Origin of the sequence: Thermus parvatiensis (assembly GCF_001535545.1) — a bacterium.
Lineage (GTDB): Bacteria > Deinococcota > Deinococci > Deinococcales > Thermaceae > Thermus > Thermus parvatiensis.
The window spans coordinates 1365515-1387858 of the sequence record NZ_CP014141.1; the positions used below are offsets into that span (position 1 = coordinate 1365515).

Below are 22344 nucleotides of genomic sequence, written 5' to 3' on the forward strand. Positions count from 1 at the left end.
TAGGCGGGGTGTGTGCCGTGGGTTCCCCTGGAGCGTGGGATAATAAGGGGGTGAACCGGGCCCGGGACTGGCTGGAGCAGGCGAGGCACAACCTGCGCCACGCCCAGGGAAGCTTGGGCCTAGGCGACTACGCCTGGGCCTGCTTCGCCGCGCAACAGGCCGCCGAGGCCGCCCTCAAGGGGCTTCATCTGGCCCGGGGCCAGGTGGCCTGGGGCCACTCCATCCTGGACCTCCTGGCCGACCTTCCCGAGGATGTGGACGTACCCGAGGACCTGGTGGAGGCCGCCAAGGTCTTGGACAAGTACTACATCCCCACCCGCTACCCGGACGCCCACCCGGCGGGCCCCGCCGCCCGGCACTACACCCGCCTCGAGGCGGAGGAGGCCCTGGACCTAGCCCGAAGGATCCTGGCCTTCGTGGAGGAAAAGCTTTGACCCGCGTCTTCCGCTTTGACCCTAAGGCCCGCCTTAAGGAGGTGGCCGAGGCGGCCAAGGCCTTAGGGGAGCGCTCCGAGGTCCTCGCCGTGGTCCTCTTCGGCTCCCTGGCCCGGGGGAGGCCACCGCCTTCAGCGACGCAGACCTCCTCGTCCTCCTCCGGGACACCCCTCTTCCCTTTCCCGAAAGGCTCGTGCGCTACCGCCCGGAAGGGGTGCGCCGGGTGGAGGTCTTCCCTTACACCCTGAGCGAGGCCGTGGAGGGCCTCAAGGGGGGGTTCGGCGTGGTCCCGGCCGCCCTCAGGGAAGGGAAGCTCCTCTTTGAGCGGGAGGGGGCCTGGGAGGCCCTACGCCGCCTAGCCTAACGCCCTTCTCATGCCCCGAGGGTATCTTGGCGGCGTGGAGATTCACGGCACCACCATCCTCGCCGTCCGCAAGGACGGGGTCACCGCCCTCGCCGGGGACGGCCAGGTCACCTTCGGCCAGACCGTGCTCAAGCGGGGAGCGGTGAAGGTGCGGAAGCTGGAGGTGGGGGAAGGCGTCCTCGTGGGGTTCGCCGGGGGCGTGGCCGACGCCATGGCCCTCCTGGAGCGCTTTGAGGAACGGCTCAAGGAGGCCAAGGGGAACCTCCTGAAGGGGGCGGTGGAGACGGCCAAGCTCTGGCGCACCGACCGGGTCCTCCGCCACCTCCAGGCCATGATCGTGGCCGCGGACCGGGAGAGCATGGTCCTCCTCTCGGGAAGCGGGGAGGTGATCACCCCGGAGGAGCCCCTCCTCGCGGTGGGAAGCGGTGGCCCCTACGCCCTCGCCGCCGCCAAGGCCCTTTACCGGCACACGGGGCTTTCCGCCAAGGAGATCGCCACGGAGGCCCTAAGGATCGCCGCCGAGGTGGACCTCTACACCTCGGGCCAGGTGACCGTCCTCACTTTGGGGGAAGCATGAACCTGACGCCCGCCGAGATCGTCCGGGAGCTCTCCAAGCACATCGTGGGCCAGGAGGCCGCCAAGCGCGCGGTGGCCGTGGCCTTAAGGAACCGCTACCGCCGCAAGAAGCTCCCCCGGAGATCGCCCGGGAGGTCACCCCCAAGAACATCCTCATGATCGGGCCCACGGGGGTGGGGAAGACGGAGATCGCCCGCCGCCTCGCCCGCCTCGCCGGGGCCCCCTTCGTGAAGGTGGAGGCCACCAAGTTCACCGAGGTGGGGTACGTGGGCCGGGACGTGGACTCCATCGTCCGCGACCTGGCGGAGGCGAGCTACCAGCTCGTGCTGGAGGAGATGAAGAAGAGGGTGGAGGAAAAGGCCCTGGCCCTCGCCGAGGAGGAGCTCGCCACCCTGCTTCGCACCTCGGTGGCCGAGGTCCGCTCGGGCCGCCTGGACGGCCACTTCGTGGAGGTCCAGGTGGAGGAGGAGGTCTCCCTCCCCTTCATGGGGGTCCTGGGGGGCGAGGCCTTCGGGGGCATGGGGGAGATGCTCAAAGGCCTCCTCCCCCGGCGCCCGGTCCGCCGCCGCATGACCGTGAGGGAGGCCCGGGAGGTGCTGAAGAACCAGCACGCCGAGCGCCTTATAGACAAGGAGGAGCTCAAGGAGGAGGCGAGGCGCCGCGCCCAGGAGGAGGGCATCGTCTTCATTGACGAAATCGACAAGGTGGCCCGCCAGGAGGGCGCTGTGGGGCCGGATGTCTCCGGGGAAGGGGTGCAGCGGGACCTCCTCCCCATCGTGGAGGGGACGGTGGTCTCCACGAGGATCGGCCCCATCTCCACGGAGCACGTCCTCTTCATCGCCGCCGGGGCCTTCCACGTGGCCAAGCCCTCGGACCTGATCCCCGAGCTCCAGGGGCGGTTTCCCATCAGGGTGGAGCTTTCCCCCTTGGGCCCCGAGGAGTTCTACCGCATCCTCAAGGAGCCGGAGAACTCCCTCATCCGACAGTACACGGAGCTCCTTAAGGCGGACGGCACCGAGCTCGTCTTTGAGGACGAGGCCCTTTGGGCCATCGCGCAGGCGGCCCACCGGGCGAACCAAGAGCTCGAGGACATCGGGGCGAGGCGGCTCGCCACCGTTTTGGAGAAGGTCCTGGAAGAGGTGAGCTTCCAGACGGACCTCGGCCGGGTGGAGATCACCCGGGCCTACGTGGAGAAGCGGCTGGAGGCGGTCTTCGCCTCCCCGGACCTCACCCGTTTCGTGTTGTGAAGGAGGTAAGGATGCGCTGGCTGTTGGTGGTCGCAGGACTTCTCGCCGCCGGGGGGCTGGCCCAGACGCCGCCTCCCCCGCGGCCCAGACGGCGGAACAGAACCCCTTAAGGCTCGGAGTCCAGCTCTACGCCCTGGGGCGGTACGACGCGGCCCTCACCCTCTTTGAGCGGGCCCTAAAAGAGAACCCCCGGGACCCCGAGGCCCTCTACTGGCTCGCCCGGACCCAGCTCAAGCTCGGGCTCGTGAACCCTGCCCTGGAGAACGGCAAGACCCTCGTGGCCCGCAACCCCCGCTACCTGGGGGGCTACATGGTCCTCTCCGAGGCCTACGTGGCCCTTTACCGGCAGGCGGAGGACCGGGAGCGGGGCAAGGGCTACCTGGAGCAGGCCCTCTCCGTCCTTAAGGACGCCGAGCGGATCAACCCCCGCTACGCTCCCCTCCACCTGCAGCGGGGCCTGGTCTACGCCCTTCTGGGCGAGCGGGACAAGGCGGAGGCCTCCCTCAAGCAGGCCCTGGCCCTCGAGGACACCCCCGAGATCCGCTCCACCCTGGCGGAGCTCTACCTCTCCATGGGCCGCCTGGACGAGGCCCTGGCCCAGTACGCCAAGGCCCTGGAGCAGGCCCCCAAGGACCTAGACCTGCGGGTGCGGTACGCCTCCGCCCTCCTCCTCAAGGGGAAGGCGGAGGAGGCGGCCCGGGTGTTGGAGGAGGGGCACCGGATCAAGCCCTTGAACGCCGAGGGCTGGTACACCCTGGGCCAGGCCTACCTCGCCCTGGGGCGGACCAAGGAGGCGGGGGTGGCCCTGGAAAACGCCGTGGCCCTCGCTCCCTTGCGCTTCCCCGCCGCCTACTACTACCTGGGGCAGGTCTACCTGGCCCTCGGGGACTACCCGAAGGCGAAAAGCCGGCTCACGGTGGCGGTGCGCCTCGAGCCCAAGCGGGCGGAGTACCGCTACAGCCTCTGCCTGGCGAACGAGAAGCTCGGGGACAAGGAGGGGGCCCGCTACCAGTGCCAGGAGGCCCTGAAGCTTAAGCCGGACTACAAAGAGGCCGAAGAGGTGCTGAAGCGCCTCTAAGCCTTGGGCTCCTCCTTCTTCTCCTCCTCCTGGATCCCCTTCTTAAACTCCCGGGCCGCCTGGCCGATGCCGCGGGCGAGCTCGGGAAGCTTTTTGGCGCCGAAGAGGAGGAGGACGATGAGAAGGATGAGGATGATCTCCATGGGTCCGAGGTGCATGGCCCCATACTACCACCAGGACTTTACCCACATCTCCGTTTCGTGGTAAATCTCCCCTTGCGGGCGCAGCCCGTATCTGGTACCGGGGGTGATCCATGGACATGCTCAAGGTGGCCGAGGCCAGGCTCCAGGAGTTCACGGGCCGTTTTGCGAGCGTTTTCCCCCGATAAGCGCCTCCACCGACGGTTTGAAGAGGTGGTGCGGGGCGCCTTGGCCGCAGGCTCAGCCCGGGTGAGCGAGATGGTGGCCTCGCTCCCTTCTCCCCTCCAGAACCGCTTCCACCAGGCCAAAGCCCTTTACCGCTTCCTGTCCAACCCACGGGTGGAGGCAGAAGCCCTCCTTGACCGGGTCTATCAGGAGAGCGCGACTGCCCTGGAGGGTGAGGAGGTTCTGGTCCTCCTGGACCTGAGCCCGGTGGTCAAGCCCTATGCCCGGGCCCTGGAGGGGATAGCCCGGGTGGGGAAGGATAGGCGGCCCGGGTACGAGCTCCTCACCGCCCTGGGGTTGGACCCCGCGGGGCGGCTGGCCCTGGGGTACGCCCACCTGGTGGCCTACGGGGAGAGGGGGTTTGCCAGCCTGCCCAAGGAGGTGGAGGGAGCCATTGAGGCGGCCCGGGAGCGATTGGGGGGCGTGGGCAGGAGGCTGGTGTATGTGGCGGACCGGGGGTTTGACGACCGGAAGGTGTTTGGGCAGGTGCTGGCCCTGGGGGAGGAGTTCGTGGTGCGGGTCTACCGGGACCGGAAGCTTGGGGAGGGGGGTTCTCTGGCGAAGGTGGCTTCTTCCCTGGCCCTTCCCTGTGGGGAGGAGGTGGAGCTGAGGGTAGGGGGCAGGTACCAGCGGGTGCGGCTCCACTTCGGATGGAGGGAGGTGGAGGTGGAGGGGAGGCGGCTCCACCTGGTGGTCTGCCGGGTGCCAGCCCTGGGGCGGCGTGGGGAGTGGTGGCTACTGACCAGCTTGCCGGTGAGGGGGAGGGAGGAGGCGGCGCGGGTGGTGGAGGCGTACCGCAGGCGGTGGGAGGTGGAGCGGTTCTTCCGGCTTTTGAAGACGGGGCTGGGGCTTGAGACCTTCCAGGTGCGGGGGCTTGCCCGGATCCGGAAGGTGGTGGCGGTTTTGCTGGGGCTGGCGGTGTTCCTTTGGGAAGTTGAGCGGTTGGGGGATCCGTTCAAGGGGTTTCTTTTGCAGCTCGGGGGCAAGCTGGGGCTGCCCAGCGAGAGGGATGGTCCGTACCTGCTCCTGAGGGGCCTGGTTCGCCTGCTCAACTATGAAGTCACCCAAGAACTCTTGAAGCAGGCTAAGGGAGGGCGAGGAAGGAGTTTTGGGTAAAGCCCTGATACTACCACGCCTTGACCCGCCAGGCGGCAAGGGCTATGCTGACGGGTGGGCGGCCGAAGCCCCGGGGCGTAGCGCAGGCCGGTAGCGCACCTGCTTTGGGAGCAGGGGGTCGCCCGTTCAAATCGGGCCGCCCCGACCACGCGGGAGTAGCTCAGCTTGGTAGAGCATCGGCCTTCCAAGCCGAGGGTCGCGGGTTCGAATCCCGTCTCCCGCTCCAGCCTGGCCGGGGCTTTTAGCCCCGGCTCCCTGTTTGGGCCCGTAGCTCAGTGGACAGAGCAGCCGCCTTCTAAGCGGTAGGTCGGGGGTTCGAATCCCTCCGGGCCCGCCATTTTTATCTTGGAAAACCCCAGGGGTGGGTAGCCTTTCTTGTGGGGGGATTTATGTGGAGGGATTTGAAAGACTTCTTGATGCGGGGAAATGTGGTGGATCTGGCGGTGGCCGTGATCATCGGCACGGCCTTTAGCCAGGTGGTGAGCAGCCTGGTGGCGGACGTGATCACCCCTCTTATCGGCGCCCTGGGTGGGGTGCCGGATTTCTCCGGAATCAGGTTGGGACCCATCGCCCTGGGCAGGTTCTTGAACGCCCTGCTCAACTTCCTGATCGTGGGGACGACCGTCTACTTCCTGGTGGTGCCCATGCGGGAAGCGCAAAAGCGCCTCCGGAAGCCGCCCCAGGAAACCCCTCCCCCGGAGCCTCCAGAGGAGATCCGGCTTCTTCGGGAGATCTTGGAAGAACTTAGAAAAAAGACCTGAGCCGGCCCCAGAAGAAAAACGCCAGGTACCCCAAACCGAGCTTCGGCTTGGAGCAGCCCCCAAGCCTTAGGCCGGCAACCCAGCAGACGTTTTCAACCCGCGTTCCTGAGGCCCGCCGCCACGCCCAGAATGGAGAGGAGAAGGGCCCGCCTCAAGGCCTCGTCCTCCTTGCCTCCCGGGGCCCGGTAACGGCGGAGCAGCTCTACTTGGACGATGTTGATGGGGTCCACGTAGGGGTTGCGGAGCCGGATCTGCCGCTCCAGGGTCCTCTGGTTGTGGAGGAGGGGGGCCTGGAAGACGGCCTCCAAAAGGGCCACGGTGCGGGCGTGTTCCTCGGCGAGCCGGCGGTAGAAGAACCTCAGGGGCTCGGGGACCAGGCGCAGATAGAGGCGGGCCACCCCCATATCCGCCTTGGCGAGGGCCATGGCCGCGGCCTCCAGGGTGGAGGCGAAGAAGGGCCAGCCCCGGTACATCTCCCGGAGAAGGTCCAAAGGAAGCTCTTCCAGAGCAGAGAGGCCGTACCAGCCGGGCAGGAGAACCCGGACCTGGGTCCAGGCCATGACCCAAGGGATGGCCCGGAGGTCCCGGATGTCCCGCACCCGCCCCCGGCGGTACACGGGGCGGCTGGCGATGGGAAGCTCCCCGATCTCCCGGATGGGGGTGAAGGCCTCAAAGAAGTCAAAGAACCCCTCCTCCTGGAGGAGGGCGCGGTAGCGGCGGGTGCTCTCCTCCGCCGCCTGGGCCAGGGCCTCCCGCCAGCGCGCCTCGGGCTCCTGGCCGGGGCCCAGGGCCGCCAGGGCGAAGTGGTACAGCATCTGCTCCAGGTGGCGCACGGCGAGGTCGGGGTGGCTGTACCGGTCCGCCAGGGCCTCCCCCTGCTCCGTGAGGCGGATCCTCCGCCCCACGCTCCGGGGCGGGAGGCTCGCGATGGCCCGGCCCGCGGGGCCCCCGCCCCTCGCCGTGGAGGTCCCCCGACCGTGGAAGAAGTAGACGGGAAGCCCCACCTCCTCCCCCACCCGGCTTAAGGCCTCCTGGGCCTCGTAAAGGGCGAGGTTGGCCATGAGGAAGCCCGCGTCCTTGTTGGAGTCGGAGTATCCGATCATCATCTCCACCCCGCCCCGCCCCCGGGCGTGGGCCAGGAAGACGGGGTTCTCCAAAAGGCGGCGGAGCACCCCGGGGGCCCGCCTCAGGTCCTCCAGGGTCTCAAAGAGGGGAACCACGTCAAAGGGTAGGGGCTGGCCGGGACGGTAGAGCCCCACCTCCCGGGCGAGGAGGAAGACGGCGAGGAGGTCCTCCGGGTGATGGGTCATGGAGACCACGTGGGCCCCCTTGTCCCGCCAGGCCTTCAGGGCCCCCAGGGCCACCCTTAGGGCCTCCCCCTCCGGGGCCTCCCCCACGGGGAGGAGGGGGCGGGCGGTCTTGAGCTCCTCGGTGAGGAGGCGCTCCCGCTCCTCCTGGGGAAGGGCGAGGAAGTCGGGGTGGACCCCGCCCACCCGGAGGAGCTCGGCCGCAGCCTCAAGAAGCCTCCCCGACTCCTCCCTGAGGTCCAGGGGGGCAAGCTCCAGGCCGAAGGCGGAAAGGCGGGCCTCCAAGGGATCCAAGAAGGCCTCCACCACCCGGCCAAGCCCCACCTCCCTAAGCCCCCGCTCCGCCGCCTTCAGGGCGGCAAGAAGCCCTTCCGTGGTGGCCTCCTCCCGCTCTAAGGCCCGGTACAGGGCGGCGAAGTAGCGGCGGTAGGGCTCCCCGGGAAAGCGCTCCACCCCCTCTCCCCTCTCCCGCACCTCCCGGGGGACGGGGACGCGGGTCTCGGCCAAAGAGAGGTCGCGCACGAGGTCCTCGAGGGCCTCCAAAAACCGCCTCCGGGCCACCTCCCGGGCGTAGCGCCCGGCGAAGGCGGTGACCTCGGGGGTGACGAAGGGGTTGCCGTCCCGGTCGCCGCCGATCCAGCTCCTAAAGCGCACGGGGCTTTTCAGGCGGGGCCTTCGCCCGTAGACCCTCTCCAGGGCGGCCTCGAGGCCCGCCACCACCCGGGGCACGGCCTCCCACAGGGTGGTGGGCAGGTAGTAAAGCCCCCCCTTGATCTCGTCCTCCACCGTGGGGCGGGCCTTGCGCACCTCCTCCGTGCCGTAGAGGAGGGCCACCCGGGCGGCGAGCCTTTCCCTATCCCCCGCCTCCAGCTCCCTCTGCAGGGCCTCCAGATGGTGGCGCAGGGTGCGGCGCCGGGTCTCCGTGGGGTGGGCGGTGAAGGTGAGGAGGAGCTCCAGGCGGTTCAGGTGGGCCTCGGCCTCCTCCAGGGAAAGCCCCCGCTCCTTAAGCGCCTTGGCCAGGGCCAGGAAACCCTCGGGCCTGGGGCTTTCCAGGGTCTCGGCCTGGGCCCTTAGGCGGTTCACCCGCACCCGGTGCCGCTCCTCCGCCAGGTTCACCAGGTGGAAGTAGTGGGTGAAGGCCCGCACCAAGGCCTCGGCCTCCTCGGTGGAAAGCCCCTCCACCCGGGCCAAAAGCGCCTCCCCCGCCGCCTCGTCCCCCTGGCGGCGGGCCTTGGCGAGGGCCCGCACCTCCTCCACCAGGGCGAAGAAGCGCTCCCCGGAGAGGGTCCAGATGGCCTCCCCGAGGAGGCGGCCGAGGAGGTCCACCTCGGCCTTGAGGAGGGCGAAGGGGTCCTGGCTCACGGCTCCTCCCAGACGTAGGGGCTTATGGCCACGGGCCTCCCCCCTTCAAAGACGAGCTCCGTGGCGTGGAGGCGGGCCTTGCCTTGGGCGGCGCGGAAGGGCTGGGGGCGGCCCGTGAGGAAGCGGGCGAGGAAGGTCTCCACCTCCCCCCGATGATGGAGTGGTAGGTCCCGGTCATGCCCACGTCGGTCTGGTAGAGGGTGCCCTTGGGCAGGCGCATGGCGTCCAGGGTGGGGACGTGGGTGTGGGTGCCGAGGACCGCGCTGGCCCTGCCGTCCAGGTAGTGGGCCAGGGCCATCTTCTCGCTCGTGGCCTCGGCGTGCACCTCCACCAGGATGTAGTCCGCCTTCTCCTCCTCCAGGAGGCGGTCTAGGGCGCGGAAGGGGTCGTCCAGGGGGTCCATGAAGATCCGGCCCATCACCTGGACGAAGAGGAGGCTTTCCCCGCCCACTTCCAGCCGCCAAAACCCCTTGCCCGGGGTTCCCGGGGGGTAGTTGAGGGGGCGCACCACGGGCTCGGACTCCAGGAGGGCATAGACCTCCTTGTGGTCCCAAGCGTGGTTCCCCAAGGAAACGAGGTCCACCCCGGCCTCGCGCAGGAGGCGGTAGCTTCGCCGGTCCAAGCCCTTGCCCCGGGCGGCGTTTTCCCCGTTGGCGATGACCAGGTCGTAGCGGTCGCGGATGTCCGGGAGGTGGAGGCCCACCGCCCGGAGGCCCGGCTCGGCCATCACGTCCCCGATGAAGAGAACCCGCATGGGAGGCTTGCTTACGGCTTAGGCCCGCCGCCGCTGGAGGAGGTAGACGACCCCGTACCCGATGGCCGCCAGGATGAGGACGGGCACGGCGTACTTGAGTAGGAGGAGGATCAGGTCGGAGAGGGCGAGGAGGACCTTGCCCAGGAAGGTGAAGATCCACCCCCCGAGCCAGAAGGCGAGGAGCACCCCCACGACCACCAAAAGCCCCAGCACCACCCACTCCAGGATGTCCCTCAGCGTGCGCTCCATGGCTCCAGCATACACTGGAAAGGTGGGACGCTACCAGCTGGAAGAGGGCATCGTGGTGGGCCGGAAGCCCCTGCCCCAGGGGGACCTCCTCCTCCGCCTGGTGACGCCCAAGGGGAGCCTCGAGGCGGTGGTCCGGAAGGGGCAGAGGCCCACGGGGCGTACGGGGAGGCTCTCCCTCTTCCACCACGTGCGCTTCCAGCTCTACGCCAAGGGGAGGGCCTGCCCACCCTGACCCAGGCGGAGCTTTTGGGCAGGCTCCACGGCCTGGAGGCGCCCCGCCGCTTCCTCCTCGCCGCCTTCCTCGCCGAGCTCGCCTACCGCCTGGCCTCCCCCGAGGCCGCCCCCAGGATCTACCCCCTTCTGGTCTCGGGCCTCCGGGGGATCGCCAAGCACGAGGACCCCCTCCTTCCCCTGGTCTGGGCGGGCTGGCGGGTGGCCAAGGCGGGGGGGGTCGGGCCCAACCTGGAAGGGGAGGGCCTCCGCCTGAAGGGGGGGAGGCTCGGGGAGGAGGGGGTCTACCTGGGGCGGGAGGGGGTGGAGGCCTTAAAGGCCACCCTCCGCCTCCCCGGGGCCCAGGCCCTTCCCCACCTGGAAGGGGCCCCCTTAAACCGGCTCTTCCTGGCGCTCAAGGCCCACGCGGAGGAGGCCCTGGGGCCCTTGCGCTCGGCCGAGGCTATAGGGGTTTGATCTCCAGGATGGTGTAGACCTGGGCGCCCTTCTTGCCCCGGATCTCCACCACGTCCCCCACCTTCTTGCCGAGGAGGGCCTGGCCCAGGGGGGACTCGTCGGAGATCTTGCCGCTGAAGATGTCCGCCTCGTGGCTGCCCACGATGGCCAGGGAAAGCCGCTCCCCGGTCTCGGTCTCCAGCTCCACCTGGCAGCCTAAGGCCACCTGGTCAAAGGAGCCGTTCTCCACGATGACCGCCCGGGAGAGGAGGTCCTCCAGCTGGGCGATCCGGGCCTCGTTCTGCCACATGGCCCGCCGGGCCTCGTCGTAGCCCGCGTTCTCCCTAAGGTCCCCCTCCTCCAGGGCCTGCTCAAAGTCGGCGGAGATCTCCTGGCGCTTCACCGTCTTCAGGTGGTTGAGCTCCTCCTGAAGGCGCCGGTAGCCTTCCGGGGTCAGGTAGACGGGCTTCTTCATGGGCTCCTCCCGTGCAAAAAGGGGCACCAGCCCAAGGCCTTTGGGCTGGCGGTACCGCTACTCAGTATAGCAGGCGGGAAGGAAGCGCTCTATGAGGGGAAGGAGCTCGGAAGGGGGCGGCCCCACGGGGAGGAGGCCCACCCCGCTTCCCGCGAGGAGGAGGTGGCCCCGGAGCCCCTCGGGGCGAAAGAGGCTCCGCTCCACCCGGAGGCCCAGGCCCCGGGCGGCCTCCGCCACCTTCTCCCGGGTGATCCCCTCGAGGCCCCCCTCCAGGAGGTAGAGCGTCCCCTCCCGGAAGAGGAGGGGGCTCGTGCGGCTCCCGTCCACCACGTGACCGAAGGCGTCCAGGAGGAGGCCCTCAAAGGCCCCCTCCTTCCGGGCCTCCTCCAGGGCCAGGCGGTAGGGGAGGTAGTTCCCCGTCTTGTAGCGGGCGAGGTCGGGGTGGACCCGGTAGCCCGTGAGGCGGACCCGGACCCCCTCCCGGTAGAGGGAAAGGGGCAGGGGGGCGTAGGGCCTCGCCTCGGAGAGCCGCACCCCCTCCCCCACGGTGAAGCGGAGGCGGAGGCAGGGCGCCTTGGGAAAGGCCCGGAGGAGGGCCTCGAGGTCCTCGAGGAAGGCCTCGTCCCCCGGGTAGGAAAGCCCCAGGGCCAGGGCGTGGCGGCGGAGGCGGGCCAGGTGCTCCTCAAGCCAAAGGAGCCTTCCCCCTTCCGCCCGGAGCGTGGTGAAGACGCTCGCCCCGTGGTAGAGGAAGGCCTCGGGGAGGGCGAGGGCGAGGGGCGTGCCGTTTAAAAGCCTCATCCCACCTCCAGGAACCGGGCGAGAAGGAGCATGCCGTAAGGGGAAAGGAGGCTTTCCGGGTGGAACTGGACCCCGTAGGCCCGCCTCCCGTCCCAGATGGCCATGGGCACGCCGTCTTCCGTCCAGGCGAGGAGCCTAAGCCCCGGGGGAAGGCGCCTTAAGGCCAGGGAGTGGTACCGGGCGAAGGGGGCGGGGCTCGGGATCCCCCTAAAGAGGCCCTCCCCGGTGTGGAAGACGGCGTGGGCCTCCCCGTGCACGGGGGCCTCCCGGTAAAGCTCCGCCCCCAGGGCCACCCCCAGGGCCTGGTGGCCCAGGCAGACCCCGAGGAGGGGAAGCCCCGCCGCCAGGGCCTTCTCCGTCCACTCCAGGACGCGCCCCGCGGTGAAGGGGTCCTTGGGCCCGGGGCCCACCACCAGGTGGGTGAAGCCCTTAAGGTCCGGGGCCTCCTCCTGGTCCACCACCGCGACCTCGGCCCCCAGGGCCCGCAGGTAGTCCACCAGGTTGTGGCTGAAGGAGTCCCGGTTCTCCAGGAAGAGGACCCGGGCCCCGTACCGCCTCGAGGGCATGGGCGGGCTCCAGGAGGCCCGGGACCTCGGGACCTCGGGGGGCTTCCCCGGCCTCCCCCTTTCCAGGGCCAGGAGGAGGCTTTGCGCCTTGTGGAGGGTCTCCTCGTACTCCCGCTCCGCCTCCGAGGCGATGACCACGCCCGCCCCCGCGGAGAAGAGGACCTCCTCCCCCACCCTCTGGAAGGAGCGGATGAGGATGTTGAAGTCCGCCCCCCGCCCCGAGACGTACCCCAGGCTCCCCGTGTAGGCCCCCCGGGGGACGGGCTCCAGGTCCCTTATGGCCTCCATCACCGTTCCCTTGGGGGCCCCGGTGATCGTCCCCCCGGGGAAGAGGCTCCGGAAGACCTCCCCCAAGGAGGCCCCGGTGCGGCCCTCCACCTCGGAGACCAGGTGCATCACGTGGGCGTAGCGCTCCACGGTGAAAAGCTCCCGGACCCGCACCGTCCCCGGGCGGGCCACCCGGGCGAGGTCGTTCCGGAGGAGGTCCACGAGCATCACGTGCTCCGCCCGCTCCTTGGTAGAGGCAAGGAGCTCCCGCTCTAAGGCCAGGTCCTCCGCCTCCGTCCTTCCCCTAGGCCGCGTCCCGGCGATGGGCCGGGCCAAGACCCTGGGGCCCACCTTCTGGAAGAGCCTCTCCGGGCTCCCCGAGACCACGGCCCACCCCTCCCCTTCCACTAGCCCCATGAAGGGGGAGGGGTTCAGGGCGCGAAGCCTTGCGTAGAGGAGGAGGGGGTCCACGAGGCCTAGGAGGCGGAAGCGGTGGGAGAGGTTCACCTGGTAGACCACCCCGGCCCGGATCCTCTCCCGCACCTCCTCCACCCCGCGCAAGAAGGCCTCCCGGGGGAAGTCCGAGACCAGGGGGTGGCGGGGAAGGGGCGGGGGGGCGTAGGGCAGGGGCCGCAAGGGGAAGGAGGGGGCCTGCACGAGCCTCCCCTCAAAGAGGGCGTACCCCTCGGGGTAGTAGAGGAAGAAGGCCTCGGGGAGGCCGGGGAGGGGGTTGTGGGCGGGAAGCCCCAGGTGGCGGGCGAACTCGTAGGCGAAAAACCCGATCCAGGCGGGGAAGAAGCCCTTGCCCAGGCCCCTTTCCAGGTAGCGGAAGACCTCCAGGGCCTCCCCCACCCGCCTGCCGTCCAGGTAGAGCCTCCCCTCCCAGACCTCGAGGCGGTGCGCAGGGCCCACCCCGAGGAGGGAAAGCCGGGAAAAGGGCGTCCTCGGCCCCAAGGACTCCAGGAGGGCGGGCCTCAGGCCCGAGCACCGGGCGGCGTGGTAGAGCCCAAGCAGACCCCCGGCCATAGGCGCAGTATATTGAGGGCAAGGATGGTCAAGCACCCAAGGCCTTCCCCGAAAAGAAGCTCCCCTGGTGGGTTTAGTCCACGCTGAAGTAGCGGGCCTCGGGGTGGTGGACCACGAGGGCGCTGGTGGCGTGCTCCGGCTCCAGCTGGAAGTTCTCCGTGAGGCGCACCCCCACCCGGTGGAAGCCCATGAGCCGGTCCAGCTTAGCCTGGTCGGCGAGGTCCGGGCAGGCGGGGTAGCCGAAGGAGTAGCGGGCCCCCTGGTAGCCCTGCTGGAAGAGCTTCTGGATCTCGGTGGCGTCCTTGTGGGCGATGCCCCACATCTGCCGCATCCTTTTGTGCCAGTACTCCGCCAGGGCCTCGGTCATCTCCACGCTGAAGCCGTGGACGAAGAGGTAGTCCTGGTAGGCCCCGGACTGGAAGAGGGCCTGGGCCTTTCGGGAAGGGGCCTCCCCCATGGTGACGAGCTGGACCCCGAGGACGTCCCGGGCCCCCGCCCGGAAGGCCTCCTTGGGCATCCAGTCCGCCTCGTCCCCCAAAGGCGCGGCAAACCGGGGGCGGAAGTAGTCCACGAGGCTCAGGCCCCCGCCCTTCTGCCGGGGGAAGCGGAAGCGTTCCAGCACCTCCCCCGTCTCTGGGGAGAAGACGAGAAGCTCCTCCCCCTCCCGGGCCACGGGGAAGAAGCCGTAGAGGACCTTGGGTTCAAGCCACCCTTCCGCCATGGCCTCCTTGAGGAGCCTCTGGAAAACGGGCTCCGCCTCCCGCTCCACCAGGGCCTGCCACGCCTCCCGGGAAAGCCCCTTGCGGCTGTAGCCCCACTGGCCCCGGTAGAGGGCGAGCTTGTTGACGTAGTGGGCGATGGTGGCGAGGTCCAAGCCTTCCTCCACCCGCACGCCGAAGAAGGGGGGCCGGGGGACGGCGGGGGCCTCCCCCACGGGCCGAGCGCGGGGCGCCACCTTGGGGGCCTCCCGCTTGGGCCTAGCTGGGGCCTTCCGGGTGAGCTCGGGAGGGGCGTGGCCCGTGAGCTCCTCCATGAGCCTTAAGCCCTCAAAGGCGTCCTCGGCGTAGTAGACGTTGGGGTAGATGGCCCTAAGCTCCTCCACGTAGCTCCGGGTGAGGGCGGCCCCGCCCAGGATCACGGGGAGGGTGTAGCCCCTATCCCGCATGTACTCCAGGTTCTCCTTCATCACCAGGGTGCTCTTCACCAGGAGGCCCGACATGCCCACGGCGTGGGGCTTGTGCGCCTCCACGGCCTTCAGGATCTCCTCAATGGGCACCTTGATCCCCAGGTTCACCACCCGGTAGCCGTTGTTGCTGAGGATGATGTCCACCAGGTTCTTGCCGATGTCGTGCACATCCCCCTTGACGGTGGCGAGGACCAGGGTGCCCTTGCCCTCCCCCTTCTTCTCCATGTGGGGCTCGAGGTAGGCCACCGCCCGCTTCATCACCTCGGCGGCCTGGAGGACGAAGGGGAGCTGCATCTTCCCCGCCCCGAAGAGGTCCCCCACCTCCTTCATCCCCGCGAGGAGGGGGCCGTTGATGAGGTCCAAGGGCTTGTGCCCCGCCTTTAGGGCCTCCTCCAGGTCGGCCTCGAGGCCCTGCTTCCTCCCCTCCACCACGCGGCGCTTGAGCCTCTCCAGGAGGGGAAGGGCCAGGAAGGCGTCCTCCCTCTTCCCCGGGTCCTCCTTGTGGGCCTCAAAGTAGGCCATGAAGGCGAGGAGGGGGTCAAAGCCCTCCTTGCGGCGGTCGTAGATGAGGTCCAGGGCCAAGGCGTAGGCCTCCTCGGGGATCTGGCTTATGGGAAGGATCTTCCCCGCGTCCACGATGGCCGCGGTGAGGCCCTTTTTGCGGGCCTCGTCCAGGAAGACGGAGTTCAGGACCCGCCTGGCCCTGGGCTTTAGGCCAAAGGAGACGTTGGAAACCCCGAGGATGAAGCCCACCCCGGGAAGCCTCTCCCGTAGCTCCTCCATGGCGAGGAGGGTCTCCTTGGCGAGGGGGCGGCTTTCCTCGTCCCCTTGGGTGATGGGGAAGGTGAGTAGGTCAAAGAGGAGGTCCTCGGGGCGGAGGCCGTGGTGCTCCGTGAGGCGCTCGTACATCCTCAGGGCCACCCGCACCTTCTCCTCCCAGGTCTTGGCCATCCCCTTCTCGTCAATGGCGAGGACCACGAGGGCCGCCCCGTGGGCCTTGGCCAGGGAGGCCACCTGGTCAAAGCGCTCTAGGCCGTCCTCGAGGTTGGCGGAGTTCAGGAGGACCCGGCCCGGGAGGTGCTTGAGGGCGAGCTCCATGGCCTCGGGGGAGGTGGAGTCCACCATGACGGGGACGGTGACGGCGGTGGCGAGGCTAGGAAGGAGCCACCGGAGGTCCTCAAGCTCGTCCCGCCCCGTCCAGGCCACGCTGAGGTCCAGGGCGTGGGCCCCCTCCTCCACCTGCTCCCGGGCGAGGGCGAGGATGCCCTCGAGGTCTCTCGCGAAGAGCATCTCCCGGAAGCGCTTGCTCCCCGTGGCGTTCAGGCGCTCCCCCACCAGGAAAAGGCTCGCCTCCTGCTTGAGGGGCACCGCCTGGTACAAGGAGGCCACCTGGGGCGGGAAGCTTTTAGGCCTTGGCCTTGCGGGAAGCCCCTTCACCGCCTCGGCCACCTTCCTGATGTGCTCGGGCCCCGTGCCGCAGCACCCCCCCACGGCGTTCACCCCGTACTCGGCCACGAACTTGAGGTGCCACTTGGCGAGCTCCTCGGGGGTGAGGTCGTAGACCACCCTCCCCCCCTCGTTCCGGGGGAGGCCTGCGTTGGGGAGGCAAGCGACGAAGCGGGTGCTGTGCTCGGCGAAGTAGCGCACCTTGCTGTCCATGAGGTCGGGGCCCGTGGCGCAGTTCATCCCCACCACGTCTATGGGGAGGCTTTCCAGGGCAGCCAGGGCCGCCTGCTCGTCCGTGCCCACGAGCATCGTCCCCGTGGCCTCAAAGGTCACCTGGACCTGGAGGGGCACCTCCCGCCCCACCTCGGCCATGGCCTCCCGTACGGCGAGGACGGCGCAGCGCACCTGGAGGATGTCCTGGGCGGTCTCCAAGAGGATGAGGTCCACCCCGCCCCGAAGAAGCCCCCGGGCCGCCTCCTTGTAGGCCCGGTAGAGCGCGTCCCAGGAGATCTGGCCCAAGGAGACGAGCTTGGTGCCCGGGCCCAAGGCCCCCGCCACGAAGGCCCCGTGGGGGTCGGCGGCCTCCCGGGCGATCCGGGCCCCGAGGAAGGCGAGCTCTTCCGCCTCCTCCTCAAGACCGTACTCGGCGAGAACGTGCCTTAGGGTCCCGAAGGTGTTGGTCTCTATGACCTCGGCCCCGGCCTCGAGGTAGGCGAGGTGGATCTCCCGCACCACCTCGGGCCGGGTGCGGTTCAGGACCTCGGGGCAACCGAAGTAGGCCTCCCCGCCGTAGTCCTCGGGGGTGAGGTCTTTTTTCTGGAGCTCGGTACCCATGGCCCCGTCAAAGACCAGGGGCCTCTCCAGAAGGGCCTTGAGGTAGGGAAACTTCTTCGCCCGGGCCTCCTTGTTGTAGCCGAGGCGCACCAAGGGGGCATCCCCCCAGCCCGCCCCCCCGAGGTGGTGGCGGCATCCGGGGCTGCAGGCGTGGACCTCCACCATATCCCGCTAGTGTAGCGAACCGGGCGGGGCTATGCTAGGCCCATGGACCCCTTCGGCATCCTCTACACCGACCTCTACCAGCTCACCATGGGCCAGGTCTACTTCCGCATGGGCCTCCACGAGAAGGAGGCCCTCTTTGAGGCCTTCTACCGCAAAAACCCCGACTACGGGGCCCACCAGGCGGGCTACACCGTCTTCGCCGGGCTGGACCCCCTCCTGAGCTGGATGGAGGAGGCCCGCTTCGGCGAGGAGGAGGTCGCGGCCCTCCGCAGCCTCAAAAGCCGCTCGGGGAAGCCCCTCTTCGCCGAGGACTACCTCCGCTACCTCAAGGCGATGGGCGGGTTTTCCGGCCTCACCCTAAGGGCCCTCCCCGAGGGACGCGTGGCCCACCCCCAGGTGCCCCTCATCAGCGTGGAGGGCCCCCTCCTCCAGGCCCAGCTCCTGGAGACCGCCCTCCTAAACCGCATCAACTACGAAACCCTTATTGCCACCAAGGCGAGCCGGGTACGGGAGGCGGCGGGGGAGGCGCTGGTTTTGGAGTTCGGCCTCCGCCGCGCCCCCGCCAAGGGCGGGGAGAGCGCCACCCGGGCGAGCCTCATCGGGGGGGCGAACCGGAGCAGCGCCGTGAGCCTATCCCACCTCCTGGGGCTTCCCGCCTCCGGCACCCACGCCCACAGCCTGGTTCAGGCCTTCATGGCCTTGGGCCACTCGGAGGAGGACGCCTTCCGGGCCTTCGCCGAGGTCTTCCCCGACGACACCATCCTCCTCTTGGATACCGTGGACACCCTCCACTCAGGGCTTCCCCACGCCATCCGGGTCTTTGAGGAGCTTAGGCGCAAGGGGCATAGGCCCGTGGGGGTGCGCATAGACTCCGGGGACCTGGCCTTTCTCGCCATCCAGGTGGCCAAGGAGCTGGACAAGGCGGGGTTTCCCGAGACCCTCATCGTCCTCTCGGGGGACCTGGACGAGCTCGTCATCTGGCAGATCAAAAGCCAGGTCCTGGAGGAAGCCCCCCGCTACGGGGTGGACCCCGACCGCCTCCTCAAGCGCCTGGTCTACGGGGTGGGGACGAGGATGGTGGTCTCCTGGGGCGCCCCGGCCTTGGGCGGGGTCTACAAGCTGGTGGCGGTGCGGGAAGACGGCACCTGGGCCCCGGCGATGAAGGTCTCCAACTCCCTGGAAAAGGTCTTAAACCCGGGGCACAAGCGGGTCTATCGGGTCTACGACGAGCGGGGCCTCGCCACCGCCGACCTTTTGGCCCTGGCCGAGGAGGAGGTGCGGGAGGACGCCCCCCTCACCCTCCGCCACCCCACGGACCCCACCAAACGGCGCACCTTAAGGCCGGGAAGCTTCCGGCTCGAGCCCCTCCTGGAGGAGGTCTACCGGGGAAGGAGGCTCTTCCCCCCCTCCCCCTGGAAGAACTCAGGAAGCGCCGGGACCGGGACGTGGCCCTCCTGGACCCCGGGGTGCGGCGGCTCGTGAACCCCCACGTCTACCACGTCTCTCTCACGGAGAGGCTTTTCGCCCTGAAGGAGGAGCTGGTGCGGCGCCTCGAGGGCTAAGCCCCCCAAAAGGGGCTTGGTCGCCCTTAGGAGGCCTGCCGGAGCCTGGCCTCCTCGAGGGCCTTCAGGGGGTGGTCCAGGTGGGGGAGGTCAAAGACGATCTCCCGCACCCCGCTCCCCGGGGCCTCAAACATCAGGTCCACCATGGCCTTCTCCAGGATGGCCCTGAGGCCCCTCGCCCCCGTGCCCCGCTTGAGGGCACGCCGGGCCACCTCCTTGAGGGCCGCCTGGGTGAAGCGGAGCTCTATGCCCTCCATGCGGAAGAGCTCCTGGTACTGCTTCACCAGGGCGTTCTTGGGCTCGGTGAGGATGCGCACCAGGTCGTCCTCGCCCAAGGGGTGGAGCTGGACGATGAGGGGGGCCCGCCCCACGAACTCGGGGATCATGCCGAACTTGATGAGGTCCTCAGGGATGACCTCCAGGGGCTCCTCCCGCTCCCTCCTCCCCCCGGTGAAGCCGATGGTGGTCTTTCCCACCCGGGCCTTGACGATGTTCTCCAGCCCCTCAAAGGCCCCGCCCAGGATAAAGAGGATGTTCTTGGTGTTCACCGGGATGAACTCCTGGTGGGGGTGCTTCCTCCCTCCCTGGGGCGGGACGTTGGCCACGGTCCCCTCAATGATCTTCAGGAGGGCCTGCTGCACCCCCTCCCCGGAGACGTCGCGGGTGAGGGAGGGGTTTTCCGACTTGCGGGCGATCTTGTCAATCTCGTCAATGTAGACGATGCCCATCTCCGCCCGCTCCACGTCAAAGTCGGCGTTCTGCAGGAGGCGGAGGAGGACGTTCTCCACGTCCTCGCCCACGTACCCGGCCTCGGTGAGGGTGGTGGCGTCGGCGATAGCGAAGGGCACGTCCAGGAAGCGGGCCAGGGTCTCGGCGAGGAGGGTCTTGCCCGTGCCCGTGGGGCCGATGAGGAGGATGTTGGCCTTGCCGATCTCCGCCTCGGGGTGGAGGAGCCGCTTGTAGTGGTTGTAGACGGCCACGCTTAGGGCCCTTTTGGCCGCCTCCTGCCCCACCACGTACTGGTCCAGGTGGGCCTTGATCTCCTGGGGCCGGGGGAGGCGGCTCGGCCCCTTGGGAGCGCGGCGCTCCTCCTGGGCCAGGATCTCCTGGGCCCTTTCCACGCAGTCCTCGCAGATGTAGACGTCCTCAATGGGGCTTTCCAGAAGCCGCCCTGTCTCGGGGGGCGGAGGCCGCAGAAGCTGCAGTGGGGCCTAGGCCTCTTCACGGGTCACCACCTGGTCAATGAGGCCGTACTCCAGGGCCTCCTGGGCCGAGAGGTAGTAGTCCCGGTCCGTGTCCTTCTCCACCTTCTCCAGGGGCTGGCCGGTGTGCTTGGCCAGGATCTCGTTGAGGAGTTTCTTCGCCTTCAGGATCTCCTGGGCCTGGATGGCGATGTCGCTCGCCGTCCCCCGCACCCCACCCCAGGGCTGGTGGATCATGACCTTGGCGTGGGGAAGGGCGTAGCGGCGGCCCTTCTCCCCCGCCGCCAGGATCACCGCGGCCATGCTGGCCGCCATGCCGATGACGATGGTGGACACGGGGGCCCGGACGAACTGCATGGTGTCGTAGATGGCGAGGCCCGCGTCCACCTCGCCCCCGGGGGAGTTGATGTAGAGCTTGATCTCCTGGTTGGGGTTCTGGGCGTCCAGGAAGAGGAGCTGGGCCACCACCACGTTGGCCACCTGGGCGTCTATGGGGGTGCCCAGGAAGATGATGCGGTCCTTGAGGAGGCGGGAGTAGATGTCGTAGACGCGCTCGCCGCGGGCCGTCTGCTCAATGACGTAGGGTATGACCATACCAATCCTTAGTTTAGCGGCAGACCCAGGGGGAAAACCCCCCTGGGCCACCATGCCCCAGGCCCTCAGCCCAGGGCCTTCAGGGCCTCCTGCACCGCCTTGTCCTGGCGGAGGCGCTCCTTAAGCCGGGCGAGGCCCTCCTCGCCGAACTGGCGGCGAAGGTCCTGGACGGAAACGCCGTAGGCCCGGGCCGCGGCCTGAAGGTAGGCCTGCCACTCCTCCTCGGAGACCTCAGGGTTGAGTTCCTCGGCGAGCTTCTCCCGGGCGAGGGCAATGCGGACCCGCTTCTCCGCCTCCTTGCGCAGGTCCTCCTGGAACTTCTCCAGCTCCCCCTTCGCCTTCAGGGCCTCGAGGTAGGCCTCCAGGCTGATCCCCTGCCGGTAGAGGTCCTCGGCCAGGTGCTCCAGGAGGTGGCGCTCCTCCGCCCGGAGCATGGAAGGGGGGATCTCCACCTCCAGGCCCTCGGCGAGCTTCTCCAAGAAGGCCCGCTCCCTGGCCTCCTCGTAGGCCCGCTCCGCCTGGCGCTTGAGGCTTTCCCGCACCCGGTTTTTGAGGTCCTCGAGGCTTTCCGCCTCCAGGGTCTTGGCGAACTCCTCGTCCAGCTCGGGGAGCTTCAGGGTCTTGACCTCGAGGATCTCGGTCCTGACCTCCCGCACCTTCTCGCCCTTATCGTTCAGCACGGGGACCATGACCACGTCCCCCGCCTTCTTGCCGAGGAGAGCCTCCCGCACGTGGGGAAGGGCCCGGGAAAGGTCAATGGGAAACTCCGCCCCCTCCTCGGTACGGACGAAGAGATGGTCCTTTTCCTGGGCCTCCCGCTCCACGGGGACGAGCTCGGCGTAGCGCTGGCGGAGCTCCTCAAGGGCCTTCTCCACCATCTCCTCGGTGACCTCGGGAGGGGAGACCTCCAAGGCGAAGCCCCGCCAGTCGGGAAGCCTCACCTCGGGGTAGTTCTCCACCTCGGCCACGTAGCGGAAGCCCTCCCCCTCCTTAAGGTCCTGCTCCACCACGCGGGCGGCCACGGGGCTTAGGCCCAGTTCCCGCACCGCCTCGGGGTAGGTCTCCTCCACCAGGCGCTCCTTGAGGTCTTGGAGGAGCGCCTTCCGGTCCAGGCGGGCCTCCACCACCTTCAGGGGAGCCTTGCCCGGCCGGAAACCGGGCACCCGTACCCGGGAGGCGAGGTCCTTAAGCAGGGCCTCGTAGCTCGCCTTCACCCGGTCAGCGGGCACCTCCACCCGCACCTTGACCAGATAGCCGGAACGCTCCAGGATCTCCGCCACGTTTCACCTCGTCCCGATGAAAGGGGGGCCGCCCGGATGGTGCGAGGAGCGGGACTTGAACCCGCACGGGTTGCCCCACCGGATCCTAAGTCCGGCGCGTCTACCGATTCCGCCATCCTCGCATGGGGGCGACCCCCCCTTTAAAATACCACCCCTTACGGGGTGGCGGCTTGGGGTGAGCGATGGGACTTGAACCCACGACCCCCGGATCCACAGTCCGGTGCTCTAACCAGCTGAGCTACGCTCACCGCGCTCAGCATCCGCCATTCTACGGGGCTACTTCCCTTGCGTCAAGGCCTGGAGGCCGCCCTCGAGGCTCATGGCCTCGTACCCCTCGGCCTCCAGGTAAAGGGCCGCCACCTGGCTCAAGAGCCCCTTTTCGCAGACCAGGAGGAGGGGCCTACGGGGCAGGCCGTGCTCCCCCTTTTGGATCTTCTCCAGGGGAACCCACTCGGCGGCAAAGGGAAGGGGCGTGCTCCTGCGGTCTGCGGGGCGGACGTCCACCACAAGGACGCCCTCCTTCAAGAGGGCGGGGAGCTCCTCGGGGCGCACCTTCCGCACGCCTTCCAGGCTACCCCGCCTTTCGCCCTCCGTCCAGCCCCAAGGCTCTTTTGCATATTTATGCCACACCCCTGGCCTTCGCCCGGGCTTTCATGCTATCCTC

The 22344-nt window shown here is 68.9% G+C and carries 16 protein-coding genes, 5 tRNA genes and 6 pseudogenes; 13 read left to right on the plus strand and 14 right to left on the minus strand.

Going from position 1 to position 22344, the window contains the following annotated elements:
• The first annotated feature begins 50 nt into the window (after window positions 1–50).
• The 6 genes and pseudogenes from AV541_RS07460 (at window position 51) to AV541_RS07480 (ending at window position 3699) form a co-directional block, all read left to right on the plus strand.
• A complete protein-coding gene (locus AV541_RS07460) occupies window positions 51–434 on the plus strand; it encodes a HEPN domain-containing protein (RefSeq protein ID WP_060384618.1) in 384 nt (127 codons plus the stop codon).
• A complete protein-coding gene (locus AV541_RS07465) occupies window positions 431–682 on the plus strand; it encodes a nucleotidyltransferase domain-containing protein (RefSeq protein WP_244880498.1) in 252 nt (83 codons plus the stop codon). The genes AV541_RS07460 and AV541_RS07465 overlap by 4 nt, the downstream gene beginning before the upstream one ends.
• Window positions 649–798 (plus strand): hypothetical protein, encoded by a 150-nt coding sequence (locus tag AV541_RS12530; protein ID WP_244880499.1) that lies wholly within the window; start codon window positions 649–651, stop codon window positions 796–798. Before AV541_RS07465 ends, AV541_RS12530 begins: the two co-directional genes overlap by 34 nt.
• Window positions 799–808: 10 nt before the next feature.
• Window positions 809–1375, plus strand: coding sequence for an ATP-dependent protease subunit HslV (gene hslV, locus AV541_RS07470; protein WP_011172716.1), 567 nt, complete (start codon window positions 809–811; stop codon window positions 1373–1375).
• Window positions 1372–2621, plus strand: a pseudogene (locus AV541_RS07475) (ATP-dependent protease ATPase subunit HslU). Before hslV ends, AV541_RS07475 begins: the two are co-directional and overlap by 4 nt.
• A gap of 11 nt (window positions 2622–2632) precedes the next feature.
• Window positions 2633–3699: pseudogene (locus AV541_RS07480) on the plus strand (tetratricopeptide repeat protein).
• Here AV541_RS07480 and tatA read toward each other — a convergent pair.
• Complete coding sequence (gene tatA, locus AV541_RS07485) at window positions 3696–3857, minus strand: twin-arginine translocase TatA/TatE family subunit (protein ID WP_008632009.1); 162 nt, start codon at window positions 3855–3857, stop codon at window positions 3696–3698. The pseudogene AV541_RS07480 and the gene tatA overlap by 4 nt on opposite strands.
• Before the next feature lie 198 nt (window positions 3858–4055).
• On the opposite strand from tatA, the gene AV541_RS07490 reads away from it, so the two are divergent.
• The 5 genes from AV541_RS07490 to mscL all read left to right on the plus strand — a co-directional run bounded on the left by AV541_RS07490 (window position 4056) and on the right by mscL (window position 5941).
• Window positions 4056–5180, plus strand: coding sequence for a transposase (locus tag AV541_RS07490; RefSeq protein ID WP_008630830.1), 1125 nt, complete (start codon window positions 4056–4058; stop codon window positions 5178–5180).
• 71 nt (window positions 5181–5251) lie between these two features.
• Window positions 5252–5328, plus strand: a tRNA-Pro gene (locus AV541_RS07495).
• A gap of 1 nt (window position 5329) precedes the next feature.
• Window positions 5330–5406 (plus strand) — tRNA-Gly (locus tag AV541_RS07500).
• 35 nt (window positions 5407–5441) lie between these two features.
• Window positions 5442–5517: transfer RNA gene (locus AV541_RS07505), tRNA-Arg, on the plus strand.
• A gap of 52 nt (window positions 5518–5569) precedes the next feature.
• Complete coding sequence (gene mscL / locus AV541_RS07510) at window positions 5570–5941, plus strand: large conductance mechanosensitive channel protein MscL (protein WP_060384619.1); 372 nt, start codon at window positions 5570–5572, stop codon at window positions 5939–5941.
• A 92-nt stretch (window positions 5942–6033) separates the two neighbouring features.
• On the opposite strand, the gene AV541_RS07515 is transcribed toward mscL, so the two are convergent.
• From AV541_RS07515 to AV541_RS07525, 3 genes and pseudogenes are all read right to left on the minus strand, one after another.
• The gene (locus tag AV541_RS07515) at window positions 6034–8610 is read right to left on the minus strand and encodes a phosphoenolpyruvate carboxylase (RefSeq protein ID WP_060384620.1); all 2577 of its coding nucleotides are present in this window, start codon (window positions 8608–8610) and stop codon (window positions 6034–6036) included.
• A pseudogene (locus AV541_RS07520) lies at window positions 8607–9364 on the minus strand (TIGR00282 family metallophosphoesterase). The gene AV541_RS07515 and the pseudogene AV541_RS07520 overlap by 4 nt, the downstream one beginning before the upstream one ends.
• Window positions 9365–9382: 18 nt before the next feature.
• On the minus strand, window positions 9383–9613 hold the full coding sequence (locus AV541_RS07525) for a hypothetical protein (protein WP_008632003.1): 231 nt from the start codon (window positions 9611–9613) through the stop codon (window positions 9383–9385).
• A 22-nt stretch (window positions 9614–9635) separates the two neighbouring features.
• Here AV541_RS07525 and recO point away from each other — a divergent pair.
• A pseudogene (recO, locus tag AV541_RS07530) lies at window positions 9636–10300 on the plus strand (DNA repair protein RecO).
• Here recO and greA read toward each other — a convergent pair.
• The 4 genes from greA to metH all read right to left on the minus strand — a co-directional run bounded on the left by greA (window position 10287) and on the right by metH (window position 17042).
• On the minus strand, window positions 10287–10754 hold the full coding sequence (greA, locus tag AV541_RS07535; protein ID WP_011172708.1) for a transcription elongation factor GreA: 468 nt from the start codon (window positions 10752–10754) through the stop codon (window positions 10287–10289). The pseudogene recO and the gene greA sit on opposite strands and share 14 nt — an antisense overlap.
• Before the next feature lie 57 nt (window positions 10755–10811).
• The gene (locus tag AV541_RS07540; RefSeq protein WP_060384621.1) at window positions 10812–11552 is read right to left on the minus strand and encodes an aminotransferase class IV; all 741 of its coding nucleotides are present in this window, start codon (window positions 11550–11552) and stop codon (window positions 10812–10814) included.
• Window positions 11549–13411, minus strand: a complete 1863-nt coding sequence (locus tag AV541_RS07545) for an aminodeoxychorismate components I/II (protein ID WP_008631999.1) — start codon at window positions 13409–13411, stop codon at window positions 11549–11551. Before AV541_RS07545 ends, AV541_RS07540 begins: the two co-directional genes overlap by 4 nt.
• Before the next feature lie 73 nt (window positions 13412–13484).
• A complete protein-coding gene (gene metH / locus AV541_RS07550; protein WP_060384622.1) occupies window positions 13485–17042 on the minus strand; it encodes a methionine synthase in 3558 nt (1185 codons plus the stop codon).
• Between the two features lie 42 nt (window positions 17043–17084).
• Between metH and AV541_RS07555 the strand changes: the two are divergent.
• Window positions 17085–18604: pseudogene (locus tag AV541_RS07555) on the plus strand (nicotinate phosphoribosyltransferase).
• Between the two features lie 26 nt (window positions 18605–18630).
• Here AV541_RS07555 and clpX read toward each other — a convergent pair.
• The 6 genes and pseudogenes from clpX to AV541_RS07585 form a co-directional block, all read right to left on the minus strand.
• Window positions 18631–19829: pseudogene (clpX, locus tag AV541_RS07560) on the minus strand (ATP-dependent Clp protease ATP-binding subunit ClpX).
• Window positions 19816–20400, minus strand: a complete 585-nt coding sequence (gene clpP / locus AV541_RS07565) for an ATP-dependent Clp endopeptidase proteolytic subunit ClpP (protein ID WP_008631995.1) — start codon at window positions 20398–20400, stop codon at window positions 19816–19818. The pseudogene clpX and the gene clpP overlap by 14 nt, the downstream one beginning before the upstream one ends.
• 65 nt (window positions 20401–20465) lie before the next feature.
• On the minus strand, window positions 20466–21680 hold the full coding sequence (gene tig / locus AV541_RS07570; protein WP_060384623.1) for a trigger factor: 1215 nt from the start codon (window positions 21678–21680) through the stop codon (window positions 20466–20468).
• Between the two features lie 37 nt (window positions 21681–21717).
• Window positions 21718–21802: transfer RNA gene (locus AV541_RS07575), tRNA-Leu, on the minus strand.
• Window positions 21803–21851: 49 nt separating this feature from the next.
• Window positions 21852–21928: transfer RNA gene (locus AV541_RS07580), tRNA-His, on the minus strand.
• A gap of 28 nt (window positions 21929–21956) precedes the next feature.
• Entirely contained in the window at window positions 21957–22241 is a 285-nt protein-coding gene (locus AV541_RS07585) for a rhodanese-like domain-containing protein (protein WP_060384624.1), read from the minus strand.
• Window positions 22242–22344 lie beyond the last annotated feature (103 nt).